The organism is Streptomyces sp. NPDC051310 (assembly GCF_044455245.1).
Classification (GTDB): Bacteria; Actinomycetota; Actinomycetes; order Streptomycetales; family Streptomycetaceae; genus Streptomyces.
Genome location: NZ_JBITEO010000016.1, coordinates 107,089 through 128,373, shown reverse-complemented (window position 1 = coordinate 128,373; position 21,285 = coordinate 107,089). Strand labels below are relative to the sequence as shown.

Below are 21,285 nucleotides of genomic sequence, written 5' to 3'. Positions count from 1 at the left end.
GCCGGGTCGTGCGCTCCGTGACGACGGGCGCCCCTGTGTGCGAAGGGCGCCCGTGTGTCCTGAATCGGACGTCGCTGTCGTAGCGGCGCGCGTCAGTCCGCCAAGTCCGTCCAGACGTTGAAATCCATGTCGTCGACGACGTCCTCGCCGAGGCCCAGCTCGTCCCCGAGCGCCAGGTAGCGCTCGTAGCGGGCCTCGCCGGCCTGAGCGGCATCCGCGTGCGCACGCGACCGCTCGGCAGCCGCCTCGGCACGAGTGGCCGCGGCATCTGCCTCGGCCGCCGCCTCGCCGTGCCGCATCCGCCGCCGCTCGGGCCCGGCCCGCGGTTGCCTCGGCGCTGGCCGCGTGCGCGTCGGCCGCGTCGGCCGCCGCCCGCGACTCCTGGGCGTTGCTGTCGGACTCGTGAGCCTGCGCGTACGCCTCCTTGGCCGTCCGCCTAGGCACGGGCCGCGTCCGCCTTCTGTGCCGCGTCCCACACGACGGCGCTGAGATCCGCGGCCTTGTCGCGGGCCCGACCGCGTCATCCTTGCGCGCGACCGCCGTGGCCTCGGCCGCCTCGGCCTTGTCCTTGGAGTTGTCGCCTCGGCCTGCACGGTCTTCTTCGCAGACAGCGGCGACCGAGGCGGCGTTCGCAAGGAGCCGGCACGCGGCGTGACGCCGCGCCTCTCCCTGTCGACGGCAAGCCCCACCGTCGAATGACGTGCACGCGTCACAGCGTCGAGATTTCCGTGTGCGTGCCGATCGCCTTGGCGACAGGCCAGGGCGTCAGGAGGGCGTCGCACCCCCGCGGGCAGGCGCGGGTCACCACGGGGCGTGGGAGCGAGGCCACCGGCGAAGGAATCGGCCGGGCCGCGTGGGTCGTCGCACCCGCCCGCGAAACAGCCGACGGACGGCATCCCGGCCGTGCGTCGCCCGGCTCCACCCCGGATGAGGTCCGTCACAATGCCTTCCGGCACGGAGACCCCCGCTGGTACAGGTGGCTGGGACCAGTGACATCCCGTGTGAAAGTGCTCCGCGCATGAACGACAGCCCCGGCCCCGACCCTGTGGCCTTCTCGCTCGACCTCACCCTGGAGGAGTCCCGCCGGCGCGCCGCGGTGGTGGCCGCCCTCGCTGACGACTGGGACCCCCTGGCCGTGCTCCGCTCGGAGGACGAGGCGCACCGCCTGCTGTACTCGGGTCTGGACGCCGAGCAGGAGCGTACGTACGCCATGCTGGTCGAGGCCGGCGTGCTGCCCGGACGGGACGCGGGCGATGCGGCTTCCCATTGATCCGCAGGCGGACCGGGCCCGCCGCGCCTGGGTCCCGTGTCCGGGATGCGACGACGCCCGGGACTGCGTCACCTGCGCGGAACGGCGCAACTGCTCCGACCACTGGCGCTACCTCATAGCCAACGAGGGCGCGCGGGTCCATCTCCAGTGCCCCGGCTGCACCCACACCTGGACCCTGGACACCCGCCCCGGCAGGCGGGGCCCGACCGCCTGAGCCCACGGGCGTGCGGATTCCGGCGGGAGCCGGGCCCACCGGTCCAGGAGGCACCGATGACGGCGGGCCCGGCGGCGGGCGCCGTTCAGCAGATCCGTGGAAGCTGTTCCCCGAGCGGCATGTCCACCACCCGCGTCCCGCCCAGGCCCGTCCGGGCCACGACCATCCCCGGGTGCTCGGCCACCGCCTCACCGATGACCGCCGCCTCGGCGCCCAGGGGGTGCGCCCTCATCGCGGCGAGGACCGCGTCGGCGTGGTCCCGGGGCACGAACGCCACGAGCTTGCCCTCGTTGGCCACGTACATCGGGTCCAGGCCCAGGAATGCGCAGGCGCCGGCCACCGGCGGCGGCACCGGGACGGCACGCTCCTGGACGACGACCCCGGCGCCCGAGGCCGCAGCGATCTCGTTGAGCGACGCGGCCAGACCCCCGCGGGTGGGGTCGCGCAGCACATGGAGATCCGGGGTGACGGCGAGCATCGCCTCGACCAGGCCGCCGAGCGCCGCGCAGTCGCTCTCGACATCGGCCTCGAACCGCAGGTTCTCCCGCTCGCTCAGGATGGCCACGCCGTGGAGGCCGATGGCCCCGCTGACGATGACCACGTCACCGGGTACCACCCGCTCCGGACGCAGGTCGACACCGGGCGGCACCAGCCCGATACCGGCGGTGTTGATGTAGACGCCGTCGCCGTGACCGGCCTCCACGACCTTGGTGTCGCCCGTCACCACCCGCACACCGGCGGTGCGGGCGGCGGCCCCCAGCGCCTCGGCCACCCGGCCCACGGTGGCGATCTCGACGCCCTCCTCCAGGATGACGCCGCACGACAGGTAGGCGGCCCGGGCCCCGCTCATCGCGAGATCGTTGACCGTGCCGTTGACGGCGAGGTCACCGATGCTGCCACCCGGGAAGAACAAGGGCCGCACCACGAACGAGTCGGTGGAGAAGGCGAGCCGCGCCCCGCCGAGCTCCACCGTGGCCGAGTCGGTCAGCCCACCGGGCGCCGGGCCCGCCAGGGCGGGAAGGAAGACCTGCTCCACCAGCTCGGCGGACATCGCGCCGCCTCCGCCGTGGCCCATCACCACCCGCGGCCGGTCCCGCAGCGGGGCGGGGCAGGTCCAGGACAGGACGTCCGGCCCTGTGTACGTGTCAGACAACGGGGCTGCCCTCCAGGGTGTGGGCGGTGGTCGCCGGGGCCGTGACCGGCACCGGGCGGGCCGGCAGGTCGAGCCGCCGGTACAGGTAGTAGGCCGCGCACGCGCCCTCGCTGGAGACCATGGTGGCCCCGAGCGGGGTGCGCGGCGTGCACGTGGTGCCGAACGCCTCGCACTCGTGCGGCTTCAGCAGCCCTTGCAACACCTCTCCGCTGCGGCACTCGGCCGGCTCACGGGTGGTGATGTCGCCCACCTGGAAGCGGTGCTCGGCGTCGTGGTCCCGGTAGCGCGCGGACAGCCGCCACCCACTGGCGGGGATGACGCCGATGCCGCGCCAGGCCCGGTCGGTCACCTCGAAGACGTCGTCCAGCATGGCGCGCGCGACGGGGTTGCCCTCCGGCCGGACGGCACGCTCGTAGGCGTTCTCCACCGCGTGCTCGCCCCGCTCCAACTGGCGCACGGTGCGCCGTACGCCTTCGAGGATGTCGAGCGGCTCGAAGCCGGTGACCACGATGGGCACCCCGAATCGTCGGGCGAGACCGGGGTACTCCTCCGTCCCCATCACGCTGCACACGTGACCGGCCGCGAGGAAACCCTGGACGCGGCAGTCGGGCGATTGCATGATCGCTTCGATCGCGGGCGGGACCCGGACGTGCGACACCAGCAGGCTGAAGTTGCCGACGCCGCGCTTGCGCGCCTGATGGACGGCCATCGCGTTGGGCGGCGCGGTGGTCTCGAAGCCGATGCCGAAGAAGACGACCTCCCGGTCCGGGTTCTCCTCCGCGATCCGCAGCGCGTCCAGCGGCGAGTACACCACCCGGACATCGCCGCCCTCTCCGCGTACCTGGAACAGGTCACGCCCGGTGCCCGGCACCCGCAGCATGTCACCGAAGGAGCAGAAGATCACCTCGGGACGCGAGGCGATCTCCAGAGCCTTGTCGATCACCTCGAGCGGGGTCACACACACCGGACAGCCCGGGCCGTGGATCAACTCCACTTGCTCCGGCAGGAGTTGGTCGATGCCGTGGCGGATGATGGTGTGCGTCTGACCGCCGCACACCTCCATCAGAGCCCAGGGCCTGGTCACGGTGGCCCTGATCTCGTCGAGCAGACGTGCCGCCAGCTCCGGGTTCTGGAACTCGTCGATGTACTTCACCGCAGCGCCTCCCCGGCCGCGGCGGCGCCGTCCGTCCCGTGTCCGTCCCCGCCCGCCTCCGCGGCGGCCTGCTCCCACGGGTCGCCGAACTCCTCCTGGAGCAGGCCGAGGTTCTCGAACAGCTCCAGCGTCCGGCGGGCCGACTCCTCGTCCAGCCGTTGCAGGGCGAAACCGACGTGGACGATCGCGTACTCACCGACCTGAAGGTCCGGCAGGTACTCCAGGCACACCTCCTTGACCACACCGCCGAAGTCGACGCTGGCCATGCGGGTGCCGTTCCGTTCCTCGACTTCCAGTACCTTCCCTGGTACCGCCAAGCACATATGTGTCTCCTCACTCTCGCGCCGCGCGGTCCGTGTCCGCCGATCCGGTACGGGCCGTGGCGCGGGCGGCCACGACGAGCTGGCCGAGGGCCAGCCCCCCGTCGTTGGGCGGGATCCTGTGGTGGCGCAGCACGGTGAAGCCGTCCCCGCGCAGACCCCGGGCGCAGGCCGACGACAGCAGCGCGTTGGAGAACACCCCGCCGGACAGGGCGACGGTCTCCAGGCCGGACGACTCGCGGGCCAGCCCGCAGACCGTGCGCACCAGCCGGGCCACCGCCGCGTGGAAGCGGGCCGCGACGACCGGTGCGGGGACGCCCAGCCGTACGTCCTCGACGACCGCGGCCAGCAAAGGCGCCGGATCGGCGGACACCGGCGACGCGCCGTTCCCGTCCCGTCCGGTCAGGCGGAAGACGTAACGCGGGTCCTCGTCCTCGTGCCCCGCAGCGACGGCGGCCGCCTCCAGCTCGATCGCGGCCCGTGCCTCGTACTCGGCGTGGTGGCAGACGCCCGCCAGGGACGAGACCGCGTCGAAGAGCCGCCCGATGCTGGACGTCGGCACGCAGTTCAGCCCGCGCTCCAACTGCTTCTCCAGCACCGCCCGTTCCTCCGGCGGACAGGCGGCGACGCACGGCAGGTCCGCTTCCAGCGCGATGCCCGCCGCCCACAGATGCGCCAGCGCCATGCGGTACGGCCGACGGACGGCCGCGTCAGCCCCGGGGAGCGGTGCGTAGGCCAGGTGCGCGAACCGGTTGTGACCCTCGTAGTCGGCGAGCAGGAACTCCCCGCCCCACACGGCCCCGTCGTCCCCGTGGCCCGTGCCGTCGAACGCCACCCCGATCACCCGGTCGCCCTCGGCCACGCCGTGTTCGGCCATGACGGCGGCGACGTGCGCGTGATGGTGCTGGACCCGCACCACCGGGCGCCCCCCGGCGTGCCTGCGCGCCCAGGCGCCCGAGCGGTACGCGGGGTGCGTGTCGGTGACGAGCAGCTCGGGGCGTACGCCCGTGATGGACTCCAGCTGCCGTTCGGCGCGGTCGAACGCGCGCTGGGTGGCGAGGTCGTCCATGTCCCCGACGTGGGCGGACAGCCATGCCTTGTGGCCCTCGGCGAGGCAGAAGGCGTTCTTCACGTCGCCGCCGACCGCGAGGGAGGGAACCACCGGCACGGGCAGGGTGAGCGGCAGCGGGGCGTAGCCGCGGGAGCGCCGCAGTACGAGCGGCTCGCCGTCGCAGACGCGCACCACCGAGTCGTCGCACGGTACGTGGATGGGCCGGTCGTGCCCGAGCCAGGCGTCGGCCAGGCCGGACAGCCGTTCCAGGGCCTCGTCGTCGTCGGTGACGATGGGTTCGCCCGAGAGGTTGCCGCTGGTCATCACCAGCAGCCGGGGCCCGCCCGGGCCGAGCAGCAGATGGTGCACCGGTGTGTACGGCAGCATCACCCCGAGGTCGGGACTGCCGGGCGCGACGGCGTCGGCCGGCACCAGGGCCGCCGGTGCGTCCGTGGCACCGGCGCGCCGCCGCAACAGCACGATGGGGCGGACACGGCCGGTGAGCAACTCCCGCTCGGCAGGGCCGATGTGCACGAGGTGCCCCACATCGGCCACGTCCCGGGCCATCAGCGCGAAGGGTTTCCCACCGCGTGCCTTGCGGCGGCGCAGCTCGCCGACCGCGCGCGCCTGGGTGGCGTCGCAGGCCAGGTGGTACCCGCCGATGCCCTTGACGGCGACGATCGCCCCCGCGGCGAGCAGCGCGCGCGCCGCGTCGACGGGGTCCTCGCCCTCCGGCCGCGGGTGCGGGGCGGCCGTGACGAGCCGCAGGCGCGGGCCGCACGCGGGGCACGCCACGGGCTGCGCGTGGAAGCGGCGGTCGGCCGGATCGTGGTACTCGCGGTCACAGGCGGCGCACAGCGGGAAACCCGCCATCGTGGTGTGCTCGCGGTCGTACGGCAGGCCGGTGACGATGGTGAACCGCGGTCCGCAGTGCGTGCAGGTGACGAAGGGGTGGCGGTGGCGGCGGTCGGCGGGATCGGCGAGTTCGGCCAGGCAGTCGCCGCAGGTGGCGGTGTCGGGTGCGACCAGCGTGCGCACGGGACCGGACGTGCGGGAGGGGACGATGCCGAAACCGCTGCCGCCGGTGGGGGGCAGGTCGGTGGTGTCCACGGACTCCACGACGGCCAGCGGCGGGGCCTCGGGCGCGATGCGCGCGCAGAACCGGTCGACGTCCACCGCCTCGCCCTCGACCTCCACGACCACACCGTCGCCGGTGTTGGTGACATGGCCGGCGAGTCGCAGCTCCGACGCCAGGCCGTACAGATACGGCCGGAAGCCCACCCCCTGCACCACCCCGCGCACGACGGCCCGCACGCGCCGCACGGGCGGCGCGGTCACCACCTGTCGTGGCGCGGCCACCTCGGGCGTCGCGTTCACGCCCGGGCCTGTGCCATCACCGGCGCGTGCACCTCTGCCCCCTCGGCCGCCGCCAGGGCCCGCTCGACCAGCAGACCGGCGCCTTGCCGACTCCGTACGGAGCTGAGGGCGACCTCCACGCCGGGGTTGACCTGCTGCACATGGGCCCGGAAGGCGGCCTCGTCGAACTCGGCGGGACCGGCCAGGTCGGCCTTGGTGACGATCACCAGGTGCGCGAGGCCGAACGCGGTGGGGTACTTCAGCGGCTTGTCCTCGCCCTCGGTGACCGAGGCGAGGACGACGCGCAGCGTCTCGCCGAGGTCGTACGACGCCGGGCACACGAGGTTGCCCACGTTCTCCACGAACAGCAGACGGGTGTCCTCCGGAAGCCAGTTGTGCAGGTGCCCGGCGAGCATGTCCGCCTCCAGATGGCACAGCCCGTCCGTGAGCACCTGTTTGACCGGCATGCCGGAACGGCTCAGGCGTACCGCGTCGTTCTCCGTCGCGAGGTCCGCCGTCAGGGCGGCCGCCGGGACGCCGCGTTCCCGGGCGATCGTCAGCTCCCGCTCCAGCAGGGCCGTCTTGCCGCTGCCGGGGCTGGACAGGAGGTTCACCACGGTCGTGCCCCTGGCCGTCAGTTCACTGCGCAGGATGCCGGCCGCCATCGTGTTCTTGGCGAGCACCGCCTGCTGGAGGTCGACCACACGGCACATCGTCAGCTCTCCTCGAGGATGGTTGCGGGGGTTGCGCCGGGGGAGTCGGGAGCAGCGGTGTCCGCGGCCCAGCGCACTTCGGTGATGCGCAGTTCGCGGCCCGCCACCAGCTCGGTGGCGGCCGCGCGGCAGTCCGGGCAGAGCATGTCCGGTGGCATCCCGGTGTCCCAGGTCCGCCCGCACGGCGCGCACCGCGCACTGCCGGGGACGGAACGGGTGACGAGCTCGGAGCCTTCCAGGACGGTCCCGGCACAGGCGAGTCCGAAGCAGAAGCGGAGCGAATCGGAGACCACTCCGGCCAGCTCGCCGATGTCGAGGTGCACATGCTGGACGCCCCGCGCGCCGCGGGACCGTGCCGCCTGCTCGACCTGGTCCACCACGGACAGGGCGACGGACATCTCGTGCATCGGTCTCCGTCCGGGCCCGGGGATGTCTCTCCGGCGCCCATTACACGACTGGGGCCCGGCGGCGCGCCGACCGGCGCGCCGGGGTCACACGGCTGCGTAGGCCGTTCGGTCCCCTGGGACGGCACCGGGCGGCGGCCGGTGGGTCACATCCGGCGGATGCGCAGGTAGCGCCGGACGTCGGGCAGGACGTTCGCGACGATGGCCGCGAGCGCGGTGGCGGCGGCGGTGGCGGCGGCCGCACCGCCGATGAGGCGCTTGTTCATGGTGCTCTCCGTGAAGGTCGGTGTGGGGGTGTCGTGCGGGGTGGGTCAGTCTCGGACGACGGCTTCGTCGCGCAGCGGTTCCGTCACCAGTTCGGTCACCAGGCGCACCGCCTGCGGGACGGCGGCGGCCACGGGCGGGCTGAGCCCGATGCCCTCCTCGACGGTGGCGGGCTCGCAGCCCACCACCAGGGTGCGTCCCGGCGGTGTGGCGCCGGTACCCGCGCACAGGCTGTCCAGCAGCGCCAGTACGGCGTCGGGGGACATGCGGTGGCCGTCGAGGGGGACGCCCTCGGCCGGCTGCCGGGAGCCCGGCTCGGTGGCGTCGATCACGTACAGCGTGCCCGGCTCACCGCCCCGTGCCGTGGCGTCCAGGAGGACGAGGGTGTCGTACCCGTCGAGGAGTTGGTAGGCCAGGTGGACGCCGCGGATGCCGATGTCGGCGACCTCGACACCGGCGGGCAGGTCCTGACGGGCCAGCACGCGAGCCGCCTCGACGCCGAAGCCGTCGTCGCCGAGGAAGATGTTGCCCGCCCCGGCCACCAGGGTGCGCGGGCCGGTCTGTGAGGACACCATCACGCCTCCTCCGGGACGTCGACCTCGTCGGGCTGGAAGTAGAGGAAACGGCCCTGCTCACGGCGGATGTCGGCGCCCGGGTCGTCGTCGACGGTGACCGCGATGTGCACGCCGCCGTCCACGTCGTGCAGGACCGCTTCCACCAGGGCGAGCCGGCCGGTGAGGAACAGGTCCTGGGCATCGGTGCGGCGCAGCCGGGGACGCAGCACGACGCGGCTGCCGGCCCGTACCGGCCGTCCGCCGACGAGGACGTGGTCGGTGGCCGGGTCCACGGACGCGTCCGCGCCCGGGTCCCACCAGGGGGTGTCCGGCCGCGTGACCCCGCTCTGCCGGAAGGGGTCGGACGGTACGGCGACGGTCGCCGGGACGGCCGGGGCGGTCACCTCGCGGAGGCCGCGTACGGCGCCGTGCAGGCGCTCCAGGACGTCCGGTGGCATGGAGTCGGCCAGCTCGATGACGGCCGCCGCCCGCGCGTCCGTACCCCGGGCCTCGCGCTTCTCCTCGTCGGTGAGGGCGGCGGTCCGCAGCGCCAGGATCTCGTCGATCTCCGTCGCGTCGTACAGCACGCCGGGGCTCTCGGGCGCGATCGCCGGGTGGTCCTCCAGGATGATCGGTGAGGAGAGCACCAGGTCACCGCGGCCCGGCTCGCCGGCCATCACCGGCCAGGTGTGCAGGTTGCGGCACGCGGCGGTGGCTCCCCGTGCCCACTCCGGCGGGTCCGTCATCGACAGGAACCGCCCGGAGTCCAGGCACAGCAGCGCATGACTGGCGACCAGGGACCGGGGCAGGGCCGCGTCGCGGTCGGCGTCGCCGCCCGGTGTCCAGTCGCTGGTGTTCTCCACGACCAGGCTCAGGCGATGCGTGCGGTACGGGCCTTCCAGCTCGCTCGTCGACAGCCGCAGCGCACCGGTGACCTCCTCGCGGCGGCGCACGAGCCGGCCCACCACCTGCCCGGTGGAGTCCGGGACCGGTTCGGTCTCCTCGGCGGCGGGGCGGGTGAACGGGACGACGATGCCCTCGCCCGCCAGGGTGTCCACGGGAACGGTGAGCCGGACGGCCTGTTCGTGGCCCTCGTCCCACGGGACGATCACCTGGTCGTCCAGGCGCAGTTCGCCCACCGTCTCGAAGGTGCCGTCCGGGCACACCCGTTGCACGGTGCGCCGCTGTGTGTGCAGGAAGCGGACCTCGACGGCGAGCGTGGCCCCCCGCTTGGGTTCCATCAGCAGTTCGGTGTGCTGGAAGTCGTGCTCCTCGGCCCTCGCCGTCCAGGCCGGTGGTACGAGCACCCCGAACTGCCAGCGCAGACGGTTCTTGGCGGCCGACGCGCGGTACGGGTAGAGCACGTACCCCTCGAAGAGCACGGCGTCGGCGACCTGGCGTGCGACGGCGAGCCGGGCCTCGGTCTCGTGGGTGAACGTCGTCGTGGCCGTCATCGCGCCGTCCCCCCGGCCGCATGGAGGAGCGCCTCGACGGTCGCCTCCCAGGAGGGCAGGGCGCGCCGCGACCGGTGGGCGAGCAGCGCGTCCATGGTGTCCCGGGGCAGCCGGATCCAGCCGGAGCCCGGGAAGTGCTGGTCGACCATCTCCCGCCAGGTCTTCACCGGCATGCGGAAGGCGGCCTCCTTGTCCCAGGGGACGGGTTCCACGCGGAAGCCGCGCTCGCCGGTGAATGCGGTGCCGGAGAACAGCATCAGCAGCGGAATCTCGCCTTCCTCCAGTGCGTGGAAGTAACGGGTGGACGCGATGTCCATGTCGTAGGTGCACGGCACCACCAGGTCGGTCTCCACCTCACCGGTGAAGCCTGGAACCATCACCGAGACCTGGGCGAACTGCACCGGGTTGAGGGTGCTGCCCCAGCGTGACCGCTCCCCGAACAGGTCGGTCAGCCGCTCGGCCTCGGCGTCGCCGTAGCCGCGCCGGACGGGCTCGATGCGGATCTGGCAGCGCAGGGCAAGCGCGTGTACGCGGGCCTGGCCGGAGGCGGCGATGCGCAGCCGGAACACCAGGGTGGGGCCCGCCGCGTACGGATCGGCGCGCACCCCGGTGCAGGTGAAGGCGAAGTCGGTCACGACCCGCTCCCTCGGACGTCACGGGCACGGTCGCGTACGTGGGCGAAGAAGGCGTCCAGGTCGGCGCGGGCCTCCGCGCCACCGTCGAAGCCCTGCCACCGCAGGCGCATCCGGCCCACCAGTTCGTAACAGATGTCGACGGGCACCAGGAAGCACTCGACCGTGCCCTGGTGGCGCCGCAGCAGCAGTGCCTCCACGTCGGGTTCGAGGAGCCCCGCCAGTGGTGAGCCTGCCAGGACGGCCTGCCAGGACGCCGGGTCCAGTTCGCTCTCGGTCGCCCCGGCCGGGCTCGGGTAGAGCGCGACGAGCCGGTCGAGCGCCGAGTTGCGGAAGAAGAACGCGACGCCGACGGGGATGCGCAGGTGTTCCCAGGCCTGTTCGTCGATGCCGTGCCCGGGGTCGCTCAGGTAGCGGCCGGGGACCGCACGGAAGCGGCCCTGAACCCCGCCGGAGCCGTCAAGCACCTGGGCGCAGGGGCCACAGGCGCACGCCAGCGCCCGCTTCTCGGTGTCGACGAGGTGCCGGTGACGCTCGCCGGCCAGAGGCACGGCGCACAGCTCGCACCGCTCCTCGCGGGGAGGGGGCGGGGCCACGAAGCGGCGCAGCCCCCGCGGCCGGGGATCCCGCCCCGCGCGCGCCGCCCCCAGCGCGGGCATGCCCGGGTGAGCGGCGGTGCCCGGCTGGGGCGCGCCCGGGTGGGACGTCGTGTCCGACCCGGGCGGCTCCGTCCGGGCCGTCCGGGCCCCGGGCGCGCTCATGGCGCCGTGGCCGGTGAGCGGCGGCCGTCGACGGCGCGCGGCGGGCCGGCGCCGATCTGGAGGAGGGCGGGTTCCCGGGGGGCCTCCTGCAGTTCCACCGCCGTCACCTCGGGCGCGAAGCATGCGAGGGCGGCCTGAGCCGCCTGCTCGATGCCCTCCCGGGTGCCGGCGCAGCCGCAGCCCGCCGACCCGGTGAGCCGGAGGCGCAGCACGCCGGTCGCGGCGTCGAAGCCGACGGTCTCGACCGGGTGGGGGAGGCCGTCGAGGGCCAGGTCGATGCGGCGGCGCACGTCGTCCGGGTGCAGCCCGTGCAGGACCAGCAGGCCCGCGACGAGTTCGTCGCCGAGCAGGGCGGCGAGGGTGTCCCGGGCCGTGGCGTCGGGGTGGCGTCCGATCAGCTCGACCGCGCGGGCGAGACCGGCCCCGTAGAACTCCATGAGGACCCGCACGAGTTCCTCGGCGGCCTCGCACGCCGCGCGGTCGCCGGAGTCCGCCAGCCGGTCGAGGACCTCCTCGACCAGCCGGCCGGCCCTCTCCGCGCTCACCGCGTCGGACGCGGGGGTCACACCGGGCGCGGCGCCCGCGCTGGTGCCGCCGCTCATCCGGACAGACCGCTCAGGCCGGTGGGGACGTGCATGGACTTCACGGTCCTGCCGTCACCGACGTACATGTGCACACCGCAGGGCAGACACGGGTCGAAGCTGCGCACGGCGCGCATGATGTCGATGCCCTTGAAGTTCTCCGGCGGGTTCTCCTCGAAGATGGGCGTGTTCTGCACGGCGTCCTCGTACGGCCCCGGCGTCCCGTAGGTGTCGCGGGTGGAGGCGTTCCAGGGCGTCGGCGGGTACGGGTGGTAGTTGGCGATCTTGCCGTCCCGGATGACCATGTGGTGCGACAGGACACCGCGTACCGCCTCGGTGAAACCGACCCCGATGGACTCGTCCGGCACCTCGAACTTCTCCCAGGTCTGGGTGCGTCCGGCGCGCACCTCCGCGAGGCCCATCTCCGCGGAGTGCAGCGCCACGGCGGCGGCGTACGCCTGGAAGTAGGTGCGGGCGCGGTTGCGCTCCAGCGCGTTGCTCCAGCGGGGGATCTTCCACTCGAAGGTGGTCTCCGGCTTGGTGAGCGTGCGGGGCAGGTTGATGACGACGCTGTGGCCGGTGGCCTTCACGTACCCGATGTCGACGAGCCCGGACAGAGCGGTCGACCACAGGCGGGCGATGGGGCCGCCGCCCGTGTCCAGCGGCAGGTAGTCCTTGCCGTCGTACCAGCGCGGGGACATCACCCAGCTGTACTTGTCGTTGAAGTCCCGCTTCTGCGGGGCCGGGATGGTGTGCTGGTTCCAGGGGTGGCGGGGATCGACCGGGTTGCCGAGCGGGTCGTGGGTGACGAACTGCTCCTGGCCCGCCCAGTCCTCGTAGTAGGAGCTGCCCAGCAGGATCCGGATGCCGAGGTTGATCTCGGTGAGGTCGTTGGTGACGAGCTTGCCGTCCACGATCACACCGGGGGTGACGAACATGCGCCGGCCCCAGTCCGACATGTTGGCGTACGTGAAGTCGCAGTACTCGGGGTCGTTGAACGCCCCCCAGCAGCCGAGCAGCACGCGCCGGCGGCCGACCTCCTCGTAGCCCGGCAGGGCCTCGTAGAAGAAGTCGAACAGATCGTCGTGCAGCGGCACGACCCGCTTCATGAACTCCACGTACCGCATGAGCCGGGTCATGTAGTCCGTGAAGAGCTGTACGGAGCCGATGGTGCCCACGCCGCCCGGGTACAGGGTGGAGGGGTGCACATGGCGGCCCTCCATCAGGCAGAACATCTCCCGGGTGTAGCGGCTGACCGAGAGGGCCTCGCGGTAGAACTCGCCCTCCAGCGGGTTGAGCGAGCGCATGATGTCGGCGATGGTGCGGTAGCCGTGGTCGGCGGCGTGCGGCGCCTCGGTGCGCTCGGCCAGTTCGAGCACCCCCGGGTTGGTCTCGCGGACCATCTTCTCGCAGTAGTCGACCCCGACCAGATTCTCCTGGAAGATGTTGTGGTCGAACATGAACTCGGCGGATTCGCCGCAGTTGATGATCCACTCGCCGAGGTGCGGCGGCTTCACCCCGTACGCCATGTTCTGCGTGTACACCGAGCAGGTGGCGTGGTTGTCGCCGCAGATACCGCAGATGCGGCTGGTGATGAAGTGCGCGTCGCGCGGGTCCTTGCCCCGCATGAAGACGCTGTAGCCGCGGAAGACCGACGAGGTGCTGTAGCACTCGGCGACCCGCTTCTGCTTGAAGTCGATTTTCGTGTGGATGCCGAGGCTGCCCACGATCCGCGTGATCGGGTCCCACGCCATCTCCACCAGGCCGGTTCCGTCACCGGACGTCGTCGAGGTCGCCATTGTCTCTGTGATGCCCTTCGGTCAGTGCTGTGAGCGGGGGAGGGGGCGGGGATACGGAACGGATGCCGTGCCGGGCGCGGTCACCACGGCGGCCGGTAGCCGGTGGTGATCTCCCGGCCCGTGTGCCGCCACTTGGGCTCCTTGTCCACCGTCCGGGCCGTGATCGTCCGCAGGCGCCGGATCACCGCGCCGTAGGCTCCGCTGGCGGTGCTGGAAAGCTTTCCGCCAGGAGGTTCGTCCATGAACGGCATGAACTTGTCGGGGAAGCCGGGCATGGTGCACGCGATACAGATGCCGCCCACGTTCGGGCAGCCGCCGATGCCGGCCATCCAGCCGCGCTTGGGCACGTTGCACTTGACGACGGGGCCCCAGCAACCCAGCTTCACCAGGCACTTGGGCGAGTCGTACTCCATCGCGAACTGGCCCTGCTCGTAGTAACCGGCCCGGTCGCAGCCCTCGTGGACCGTGGCTCCGAACAGCCAGGTGGGACGGAGCTTGTCGTCGAGCGGGATCATCGGCGCCGACCCCGCCGCCTGGTAGAGCAGGTAGGTCAGGGTCTCGGCGAAGTTGTCCGGCTGGATGGGGCAGCCCGGTACGCACACGATGGGGATGCCCGCCTTCGACTTCCAGTCCCAGCCCAGGTAGTCGGGCACGCCCATCGCGCCGGTGGGATTCCCGGCCATGGCGTGGATGCCGCCGTACGTCGCGCAGGTGCCGATCGCCACCACGGCGAGGGCCTTGGGGGCCAGGCGGTCGATCCACTCGCTGGTGGTGATGGGCTGGCCGGTGTCCGGGTTGTCGCCGAAACCGCACCAGTAGCCCTCCTGCTTGATCGCCTCGTTGGGAATGGATCCCTCGATCACCAGGACGAACGGGTCGATCTCACCCCGCTCACCCTTGAAGAACCACTCGATGAACGTGTCCGCCCCGTCCACCGGCCCGCACTCGAAGTCGATCAGCGGCCAGTGCACGGCGATCTTGGGCAGGCCGGGCAGGGCCCCGAGGGCGATCTCCTCGATGCTTGGCTGCATGGCGGCCGTGAGGGCGACCGAGTCACCGTCGCAGCTCAGCCCGGCGTTGATCCAGAGGATGTGGATCGGTTTCTCCTCGGTGTCGGGGGAGCCGGGGGTGCCCGTCTGTTCGACCGTGGTCGGCGACGCTGTGTTCATCGAAGCCCTCCTTGGGGAGGCAAACGGCAAAACCGCTCGAGTAAGCCTTTACCGGGCTAAGAGTCCGCCAGCGGGGCGCTCCTCGCACCCGCGGTGACTCGTTCGGCGGCGCGCGGCTCCTTGCGGACGAACGCCCTGCGCAGTGCGTGGTAGGGAGCGGACGGGTTCTGGAAGATGTCCCGCATGTGCGCCAGTTCCCGCTCACGGACGTCCGCCAATGGGGTGACGGCCTCCCGGCGCTCGCTCTCCGCCTTCTTCCCGGCGAGGCGCGTCTGGGCGCGCGGAGAGGCGGCGAGGTGTACGGCCAGCCCGGTGACTTCGGCGGTGAAGCGCGACGGGGCGCACTCGACCACCCGGTCGACCAGGCCGATGTCCCGGGCGCGGGCGGCGGTGACCGGGAGCGCCTCCTCGGTGAGCTGCTCGGCCATGGCGGCGCCCACCCGGCGGGGCAGGCTGTAGGTCCAGTACTCCGAGCCGTACAGCCCCATACGCCGGTAGTGCGGGTTGAGCACGGAGCCGGAGCGGCACCACACCTCGTCGGCGGCCAGGGCCAGCATGACGCCCCCGGCGGCGGCGTTGCCGCCGATCGCGCTGACGACGAGGCGGTCGGTGGTGGTGAGGACAGCCTCGACGAGGTCGTCCATGGCGTTGATGTTGGCCCACGACTCGGCCGCCGGATCGGTCGCGGCCTCGATGACGCCCAGATGGATGCCGTTGGAGAAGAAGTCGCGGCCCCCGCCCAGGACCAGCACGGTGGTGGGCCGGGTGCACGCCGCCCGGTAGGCGTTCAGCAGACGCCGGCAGTGCTCGGTGGACATCGCGCCGCCCGGGAACGAGAACGACAGGACGCCCACCGGGCCGTCCTCCCGGTACCGGATGTCCGACCAGGTGCTGTCGTCGTCGGCGGGCGGGAGTGCGGGGGAGGGCAGCTCGGGCAGGCCGGGCAGTTCCGGGCACCCGCTCAGTGCGAGGGTGGCGGGCAGCTTGCAGGCGCGCGGAGCGCCGGGTCCGGTACGCGCCCGCAATTCGGGAATCCACACCGCCCCGTCGGCGGTGGCCCGGCAGATCGCGCCCGCCCGGGTGGCGAGCAGCTCGCCGGGGCGGCCGCGCAGCCCGTGCTCGGGGTGGCCGCCGTGGAGGAACCACTCCCCGCCGAGGAGGTCGTCCAGGACACCTGGCTGGGAGTCGGCGGCACGCAGCGTGCGCAGCACCGTGTCGGTGGTGTCGTCGGCCCACGCGATACGGCGGGCCGCCTGGCGCATCGGGGGCCTGGTGCGCGCGCCCGCCGCCTTGGGGAGGGTGCCCTGGTCGAGGGGAACGTACCGGCCGGAGGCGAAGCGCTCGACCGCCAGGAGCACCGCTTCGACGGCGGCGTCGGCCAGCTCGTTGCGGTACAGATCGCTCTTGGCCACCGGCGGAACGGGGAACGTCGCCGTCGCCCAGACGGGCCCGGCGTCCATCTCCTCTTCAGCCTGGAGCACGGTGACGCCCCACTCGCCGGCGCCCTCGCGGACGACCCAGTCCAGGGAAGAGGGGCCCCGGTCGCCCACGGGTCCCGGGTGCACGATCAGGCATGTCCTGGCCGTCCACACGTCACGCGGTACGACCGCCTTCAGCATGGGCGCCACCACCAGCTCGGGCGCGTGCCGGTCGACGGCGGCACGTACGTCACTGCCCTGGGGCGTCACCTCGACGGCGACGGTGTGCCCCCGCTCGCGGAGCTCGGCGTGCACGCGCTGGGTGAGACTGTTGTAAGCGCTGGCGACGAGCAGGATGCGCATGGCGACCCTCCCAGGGTGCGGCGGTCGGTGGTGACGCGAACCGGCTGCCTGAGATGCTCCGGCACGGGCTCACCGGGCCGTCGGCATGAATCCCGCGCATCACTCGTAAGGGTCGCGGTTCGTGCCACATGGTCGGCATGGACAGCCTCGTGACCGCGCGCCTCCGGTCCTGGCCGATATGCCGATTTTGTGGGGGAGTGGAAGAATTCCTACTGCCATGGCACGGGAGACGTGCCTCCACCGCACCGGACAGGCAGGTCGGCGCATGCCCAAGGAACAGAAGCCATCGAAGCCGTCACGCGGCCAGGGGGCGAGCCGGCACAAGGGATCCGAGCACCACGGCTGGTCCCCCGACGTCGACGAGACCCGGCAGCAGGAGAACCCGAGCGCCCGCCGCTCCTTCCGCGCACAGGACGCCCCGCCACCCGGCCCGGGCCGCAAGGTCTCCAAGGAGGAGCGCACCTCCGTGCCCGGCGACGAGGCCGAGAGCGGCACCACGCGGGGTGAGGAGTACGGGGAGAAGTCGGACAAGGGCATGCGGGACACCGGCCGCAAGGGCCGCTCCGGACGCCCCTCCGGGACGAAGGACGACACCGCGTTCACCGGTGTCGACCCCAACGACTCCGAGAGCGGCCCCCGCCCGGGCTGACGCCCCGACCCGCGGGGACCGCCGGCCCCCGCCGGCAGCCGCGCGGCCCGGCGCGGAATGCGGCGCCGTGCGGCTGTACGGAGTCGCGGTGGTGGCCGTGGGGGACTGCCCGGAAGGGATGTGGGTGTGCGCGGGGCCACCGCGAGGGGCACCTGCGGGCGACGGCCGTGGACGGGGACCGGACCGCCGCTGCTGGCGCAGTCCTTCAGGCGAAGGAGAAGTGTGCGGCGGCTTCGCGGATCTCGTCGCTGGATACCACGGCATCGGCGTCGATCTGTTGGCGCGCGATCAGTGCCCGAACGAAGCTGGTCTTTCCCGAGGCTGGTGGACCGACGAGTACAACGAGTCCTGCCGGTACCGGAATGGCCGATGTGAGGGCGTTACGGTTGAGGCCGTCCGCGCAGTCGAGTGCTTCGTTCCGGGAACCTGCGGGCAGCCCGCAGGGCTGGTTGCCGGATGCGGTAGGTGGGCGGAGGCTGTGCTGACACCGAGATGCTGATCACGAGTCCTGGTGGTGGACGCCGGCCGGGGCGACGTCCTGGCGTGTACGTCGGCGATCCACGGCCCGGACCGCACGTTGCTGCCCGTCATGAGGTTGCTGTTCGACGGCACCTGTGATGCCGATGGCGTCCGCGCCGACAACACTCACGTGCTGCCCGGCTGACAGGGCTTTGCTGAGGTTGTTCCGCAGCACACGGACCATGAGCTGACGGCGGTGCAGTTCCCGCGTGTCGAGCCTGGACATCCCGGTGCGCATCGACAGGGCGACCGCCGGCACCATCGAACATGCCGAAGCACACACCAAGATCGACCAATATGATGCACTCATGGGTTGACCGTCCTTTCGGGACTTCAATCGAGTGAGCGGCGCGCGGACGCTCGTGCGGAATGAACTGTTTGGGGTAGTGATCGCGGGACATCGGGGGCGCACTACGGGCGGCGGGACACGCGTCCACCGGTCTGTCCCGCCGGTCGTGCGTGCAGCGTGGACATTGCCTCCGACAGGGGTCACCCGGGGGGCTGTCCGTGATTTCGGTGTCGCGGCTTGGCCCTGCGAAGTGGCCTGGTCAGGGTGATGCAGCGGACCATCTGCTGGAAGCAGGCCAGCGCCGCCACGGTGGGCAGTGCCGCCGCCGTCATGTCCGTGTAATGCCGCGGAGCCTCCGCCACGCACAGCAGCATTCCGGCGAAGGAGAAGAGCAGGACAACCGCCCAGGAGTGCAGGGCGCGACGTTGGTGCAGGGCGGCCCGCAAGATTGACAGGGAGGCTACCGCCCAGGGTCCGTAGACGAGCAGCGGCCACCAACTGGCCGTGCTCGCGGGCGAGTACCTCTGGGCGACGTGTCGCAGCGGGTCGTAGGCGATGATGCCGCTGAACGCGCTCACCGTAGTCACCAGCCCCACTGAGAGCCCGGCCAGAACGACGCTGCCGATGCGTGACCAGGTGAAGGCCGGCGGACGAGCCCTGCGACGACTGTGACGGGTCGGGCATACCGGCGGAACGGCCCCTGCCATGTCGGCGAGCTTCGCCATGCCGTCGCGCTCGAGGGGGCAGTCCGTACCGTCCGGCGGAAGCTGGACGGAGGGACGGCCCCTGTCCTCCTCCAGGGCCGCATGCAGGAGGGAGGCGAGTTCTTCAGCCGGGTCCCAGACCGGCACTTGTCCGTGTACCGACGAAGTCGGCCCGAGCGGGCCGTGAGGGGCAGCCGAGCGGGACGGTGCAACCCGGGGCGGGTCGGCATCGGCGACGGACACGTGGGAGCCGAACGAGTCCCCGGCGTAAAAATCACGCATGTTTATGGATCCTTGTCCGTCCTCCGTCGGATTCCATGGGGAGTCCAGCTCCTCTCCAGGACGACAGAAATTTCCTTTCAAGGTCATCCATTGCTTTCGTGACTTCCCGCAGTGTCGTCGCTGGCCAAGTCAAAGACATCTTTGCGCCCTGTTCATGCAGCGCTCCGTCATTGTCTGCGTCGGGAGACGATCCCCGAACGAACAGGAAGTCACCTACGGCGACAGGCTTTGTCGCCCAATGCTGCGTCCTGTGTGGGTCGGCGGGGTAACCATGGGTGAGTGTCACTGCCATAACCAGCTAACGCGCCCATGAAACGTCCCGGGTCTGAGCCATACGAGTGGAGACAGTCCCTCGTCCGAGCGACCTTTTGCAGGTTAATCAGTTCTGCAAGTGCGCCCAATGGAGAAATTAACAGACCGCGCGGGAGACAACTCCCGGCAAAACGCCCACGCATCGGTGACTGGGCATATTTTCGACCCATGTGCAAGAGCTGTGGCACCTGTGGCTGGTGAGTTCATGCGTGGATCCGCAGGTCGGTGCGGGAAGTCAGGGAAAGTCATTCTCTGTCGGCCGCTTTGCCGGGACGTTCATATCGAGACCGGCGATGCGGGTAGCGGTGAATGGGCGAGACGTCTCTGGATCGTTTCGCACACCGTCCGTAATCAGGCCCGCGGCTCTGCCCCTGCTTCCAGGCTCCGAGGGCCGCCGTCCGGCACGACTACCGAGAGCGCCGTGTCATGGTGGCCGCGCTCGGGCGGCATCGTGCCCTTCCGTGACGGCATCGGTCGGCCAGTGGTCGACATGCGAGCCGTGGGGTCCAGGTGACGCGACAGGCGCATGATCGTCGCTGACGTGCTTTTCTGAACCGTGTACCGGTCCTTGAGGGTCCACCGCCGCCCCACCGGCACGGTGCCTGATCACCGGTCGCACCGCCGTCCACCTGTGTGACCCCGCCGACGAGCCGGGGCGGCAACGGCAGCAAACCGACGCCGGCCCGACCATCCAAGCCGGCGCCAGCAGGACCGGCCGGTCCGGGCGGCAGCCGTCCGCGGGGCGGCGGCACGGTCGGCTCGCTGCAGCATCAGCATGGAGGCCTCGGACCGCTTCGGCTTCCGAGCCGACCCCTCACAGGTCAGTGGGTGGCCGGCGTCCTGGTGCGCTCGGTCTCGTCCTGCACGAGCAGGGAGAGCAAGGAGGCGACGGGGAGCCCGGCTTCGGCCGGGTGGCGCAGCACCTTGTCGGGCTCGATGCGGTAGGTGTTGGTGCGCCCCTCGCGGGTGTGGGAGAGGTAACCATCCCGCTCGAGGTCGGAGATGATCCGCGCGACGGCGCGCTCCGTGAGTCGGCAGCGGGCGGCGATGTCGCGGATGCGGACGTTCGGGTTGTCGGCGATGGCTGCCAGGACGCGCGCGTGGCTGGTGATGAACGTCCATCCGGTGTGTGATTCGGGCACTCCAACCATGTCCTGCATTTTAGAGGACCGTGGTTGCCGGAACCCGATTACATGACATAGTTTTCATGCTATCGATGTCATGCTCTCTCGTGGAGAGCCACAGGGAGGAGCCCGAAGGTGCCGTGGGACGAGGTTGTCTCGCCGACCCTCATGAGCAACAGCGGTGGGACGTCCCGCCCGGAGCGGTCCACCGCGCACGGATCGCCGGGGCCTGGCGTGCTCCAGTACGCATGGCGTGGGGCCTGGGTGGTTGCTGCTCATGGTGACTACGACATGCACTCGATCACGCCATTGGCGGAGGCGCTGGATGCGTCGGCCAGGAAGCACCCCAAGGTGATCCTGGACGCCTCTGGCATCACCTTCGCGGACTCGACGCTCCTGAATCTGCTGATCCGCACCCACCAAGCGGGCACCTTGCGCGTGGCCGCGCCACCTGCCCGCGTGCGGCAGCTCTTCGAGATCGCGGGTGTCGACGGTTACCTGGAGATCCGGGGCACGGTCGACGCCGCTGCCGTCTCGTGAGGGCCACGGCTGCCGACCGGAGCCCGCACGAGCCGGAGCTCGCTGGTCCGTCCGTACGGATCGGTGATCTCTACGCCCCCTCGCCGACGTCTGCCCTCGGTCGGCATCCTCGGAGCTACGTCTGGACCGACCCCCAGCTCCACGCCGAGTGACCGCGCCACATGTCAATGGCTGTCACCGTCGACGCGCAACAGGGTGAACGCCGCCCGACTCGGCACTGGCGCAGCGAGCCGCACG

23 protein-coding genes are annotated in these 21,285 nt (G+C 71.7%); 4 read left to right on the top strand and 19 right to left on the bottom strand.

Going from position 1 to position 21,285, the window contains the following annotated elements:
* Nucleotides 1–92: 92 nt before the first annotated feature.
* Complete coding sequence (locus tag ACIA79_RS23090; RefSeq protein ID WP_399430227.1) at nucleotides 93–299, bottom strand: hypothetical protein; 207 nt, start codon at nucleotides 297–299, stop codon at nucleotides 93–95.
* Nucleotides 300–1,018: 719 nt separating this feature from the next.
* Here ACIA79_RS23090 and ACIA79_RS23085 point away from each other — a divergent pair.
* Both ACIA79_RS23085 and ACIA79_RS23080 read left to right on the top strand, forming a co-directional pair.
* A complete protein-coding gene (locus ACIA79_RS23085; protein ID WP_399430226.1) occupies nucleotides 1,019–1,270 on the top strand; it encodes a DUF6400 family protein in 252 nt (83 codons plus the stop codon).
* Nucleotides 1,254–1,484 carry a hypothetical protein gene (locus ACIA79_RS23080; protein ID WP_344424072.1) on the top strand — a complete coding sequence of 77 codons (231 nt, stop codon included), beginning with the start codon at nucleotides 1,254–1,256 and terminating at the stop codon, nucleotides 1,482–1,484. The genes ACIA79_RS23085 and ACIA79_RS23080 overlap by 17 nt, the downstream gene beginning before the upstream one ends.
* 85 nt (nucleotides 1,485–1,569) lie before the next feature.
* On the opposite strand, the gene hypE is transcribed toward ACIA79_RS23080, so the two are convergent.
* From hypE to ACIA79_RS23005, 15 genes are all read right to left on the bottom strand, one after another.
* Entirely contained in the window at nucleotides 1,570–2,559 is a 990-nt protein-coding gene (hypE, locus tag ACIA79_RS23075) for a hydrogenase expression/formation protein HypE (protein ID WP_399430270.1), read from the bottom strand.
* Between the two features lie 70 nt (nucleotides 2,560–2,629).
* Nucleotides 2,630–3,790: a hydrogenase formation protein HypD gene (gene hypD, locus ACIA79_RS23070; RefSeq protein ID WP_399430225.1), complete on the bottom strand. Its 1,161-nt coding sequence runs from the start codon at nucleotides 3,788–3,790 to the stop codon at nucleotides 2,630–2,632.
* A complete protein-coding gene (locus tag ACIA79_RS23065) occupies nucleotides 3,787–4,113 on the bottom strand; it encodes a HypC/HybG/HupF family hydrogenase formation chaperone (RefSeq protein WP_399430224.1) in 327 nt (108 codons plus the stop codon). Before ACIA79_RS23065 ends, hypD begins: the two co-directional genes overlap by 4 nt.
* 10 nt (nucleotides 4,114–4,123) lie before the next feature.
* Nucleotides 4,124–6,538, bottom strand: coding sequence for a carbamoyltransferase HypF (gene hypF / locus ACIA79_RS23060; RefSeq protein ID WP_399430223.1), 2,415 nt, complete (start codon nucleotides 6,536–6,538; stop codon nucleotides 4,124–4,126).
* Nucleotides 6,535–7,230, bottom strand: coding sequence for a hydrogenase nickel incorporation protein HypB (gene hypB / locus ACIA79_RS23055; protein ID WP_399430222.1), 696 nt, complete (start codon nucleotides 7,228–7,230; stop codon nucleotides 6,535–6,537). The genes hypF and hypB overlap by 4 nt, the downstream gene beginning before the upstream one ends.
* A 2-nt stretch (nucleotides 7,231–7,232) precedes the next feature.
* Nucleotides 7,233–7,637, bottom strand: a complete 405-nt coding sequence (locus ACIA79_RS23050; RefSeq protein WP_399430221.1) for a hydrogenase maturation nickel metallochaperone HypA — start codon at nucleotides 7,635–7,637, stop codon at nucleotides 7,233–7,235.
* 143 nt (nucleotides 7,638–7,780) lie between these two features.
* On the bottom strand, nucleotides 7,781–7,900 hold the full coding sequence (locus tag ACIA79_RS23045; protein ID WP_399430220.1) for a DUF6893 family small protein: 120 nt from the start codon (nucleotides 7,898–7,900) through the stop codon (nucleotides 7,781–7,783).
* A gap of 45 nt (nucleotides 7,901–7,945) precedes the next feature.
* The gene (locus ACIA79_RS23040; RefSeq protein ID WP_399430219.1) at nucleotides 7,946–8,473 is read right to left on the bottom strand and encodes a hydrogenase maturation protease; all 528 of its coding nucleotides are present in this window, start codon (nucleotides 8,471–8,473) and stop codon (nucleotides 7,946–7,948) included.
* Nucleotides 8,473–9,906 carry a hypothetical protein gene (locus ACIA79_RS23035; protein WP_399430218.1) on the bottom strand — a complete coding sequence of 478 codons (1,434 nt, stop codon included), beginning with the start codon at nucleotides 9,904–9,906 and terminating at the stop codon, nucleotides 8,473–8,475. The genes ACIA79_RS23040 and ACIA79_RS23035 overlap by 1 nt, the downstream gene beginning before the upstream one ends.
* A complete protein-coding gene (locus ACIA79_RS23030; protein WP_399430217.1) occupies nucleotides 9,903–10,541 on the bottom strand; it encodes a DUF6084 family protein in 639 nt (212 codons plus the stop codon). Before ACIA79_RS23030 ends, ACIA79_RS23035 begins: the two co-directional genes overlap by 4 nt.
* Nucleotides 10,538–11,197 (bottom strand): DUF5947 family protein, encoded by a 660-nt coding sequence (locus ACIA79_RS23025; RefSeq protein WP_399430269.1) that lies wholly within the window; start codon nucleotides 11,195–11,197, stop codon nucleotides 10,538–10,540. The genes ACIA79_RS23030 and ACIA79_RS23025 overlap by 4 nt, the downstream gene beginning before the upstream one ends.
* 98 nt (nucleotides 11,198–11,295) lie before the next feature.
* Nucleotides 11,296–11,901 carry a hypothetical protein gene (locus ACIA79_RS23020; RefSeq protein WP_399430216.1) on the bottom strand — a complete coding sequence of 202 codons (606 nt, stop codon included), beginning with the start codon at nucleotides 11,899–11,901 and terminating at the stop codon, nucleotides 11,296–11,298.
* On the bottom strand, nucleotides 11,898–13,679 hold the full coding sequence (locus tag ACIA79_RS23015; RefSeq protein WP_399430215.1) for a nickel-dependent hydrogenase large subunit: 1,782 nt from the start codon (nucleotides 13,677–13,679) through the stop codon (nucleotides 11,898–11,900). Before ACIA79_RS23015 ends, ACIA79_RS23020 begins: the two co-directional genes overlap by 4 nt.
* Nucleotides 13,680–13,759: 80 nt before the next feature.
* A complete protein-coding gene (locus ACIA79_RS23010; RefSeq protein WP_399430214.1) occupies nucleotides 13,760–14,848 on the bottom strand; it encodes a hydrogenase expression protein HypE in 1,089 nt (362 codons plus the stop codon).
* Nucleotides 14,849–14,904: 56 nt separating this feature from the next.
* Nucleotides 14,905–16,629 (bottom strand): hydrogenase maturation protein, encoded by a 1,725-nt coding sequence (locus ACIA79_RS23005; protein ID WP_399430213.1) that lies wholly within the window; start codon nucleotides 16,627–16,629, stop codon nucleotides 14,905–14,907.
* Between the two features lie 265 nt (nucleotides 16,630–16,894).
* On the opposite strand from ACIA79_RS23005, the gene ACIA79_RS23000 reads away from it, so the two are divergent.
* Complete coding sequence (locus tag ACIA79_RS23000) at nucleotides 16,895–17,278, top strand: hypothetical protein (protein ID WP_399430212.1); 384 nt, start codon at nucleotides 16,895–16,897, stop codon at nucleotides 17,276–17,278.
* Nucleotides 17,279–17,483: 205 nt separating this feature from the next.
* Here the strand turns inward: ACIA79_RS23000 and ACIA79_RS22995 are convergent, their stop codons facing one another.
* The 3 genes from ACIA79_RS22995 to ACIA79_RS22985 form a co-directional block, all read right to left on the bottom strand.
* Nucleotides 17,484–17,642, bottom strand: a complete 159-nt coding sequence (locus ACIA79_RS22995) for an AAA family ATPase (protein WP_399430268.1) — start codon at nucleotides 17,640–17,642, stop codon at nucleotides 17,484–17,486.
* A gap of 644 nt (nucleotides 17,643–18,286) precedes the next feature.
* A complete protein-coding gene (locus tag ACIA79_RS22990; protein WP_399430211.1) occupies nucleotides 18,287–18,673 on the bottom strand; it encodes a DUF2637 domain-containing protein in 387 nt (128 codons plus the stop codon).
* A gap of 1,532 nt (nucleotides 18,674–20,205) precedes the next feature.
* A complete protein-coding gene (locus tag ACIA79_RS22985; protein ID WP_399430210.1) occupies nucleotides 20,206–20,535 on the bottom strand; it encodes a helix-turn-helix transcriptional regulator in 330 nt (109 codons plus the stop codon).
* Nucleotides 20,536–20,676: 141 nt separating this feature from the next.
* Between ACIA79_RS22985 and ACIA79_RS22980 the strand changes: the two genes are divergently transcribed.
* Nucleotides 20,677–21,048, top strand: coding sequence for an STAS domain-containing protein (locus tag ACIA79_RS22980; RefSeq protein ID WP_399430267.1), 372 nt, complete (start codon nucleotides 20,677–20,679; stop codon nucleotides 21,046–21,048).
* Nucleotides 21,049–21,285 lie beyond the last annotated feature (237 nt).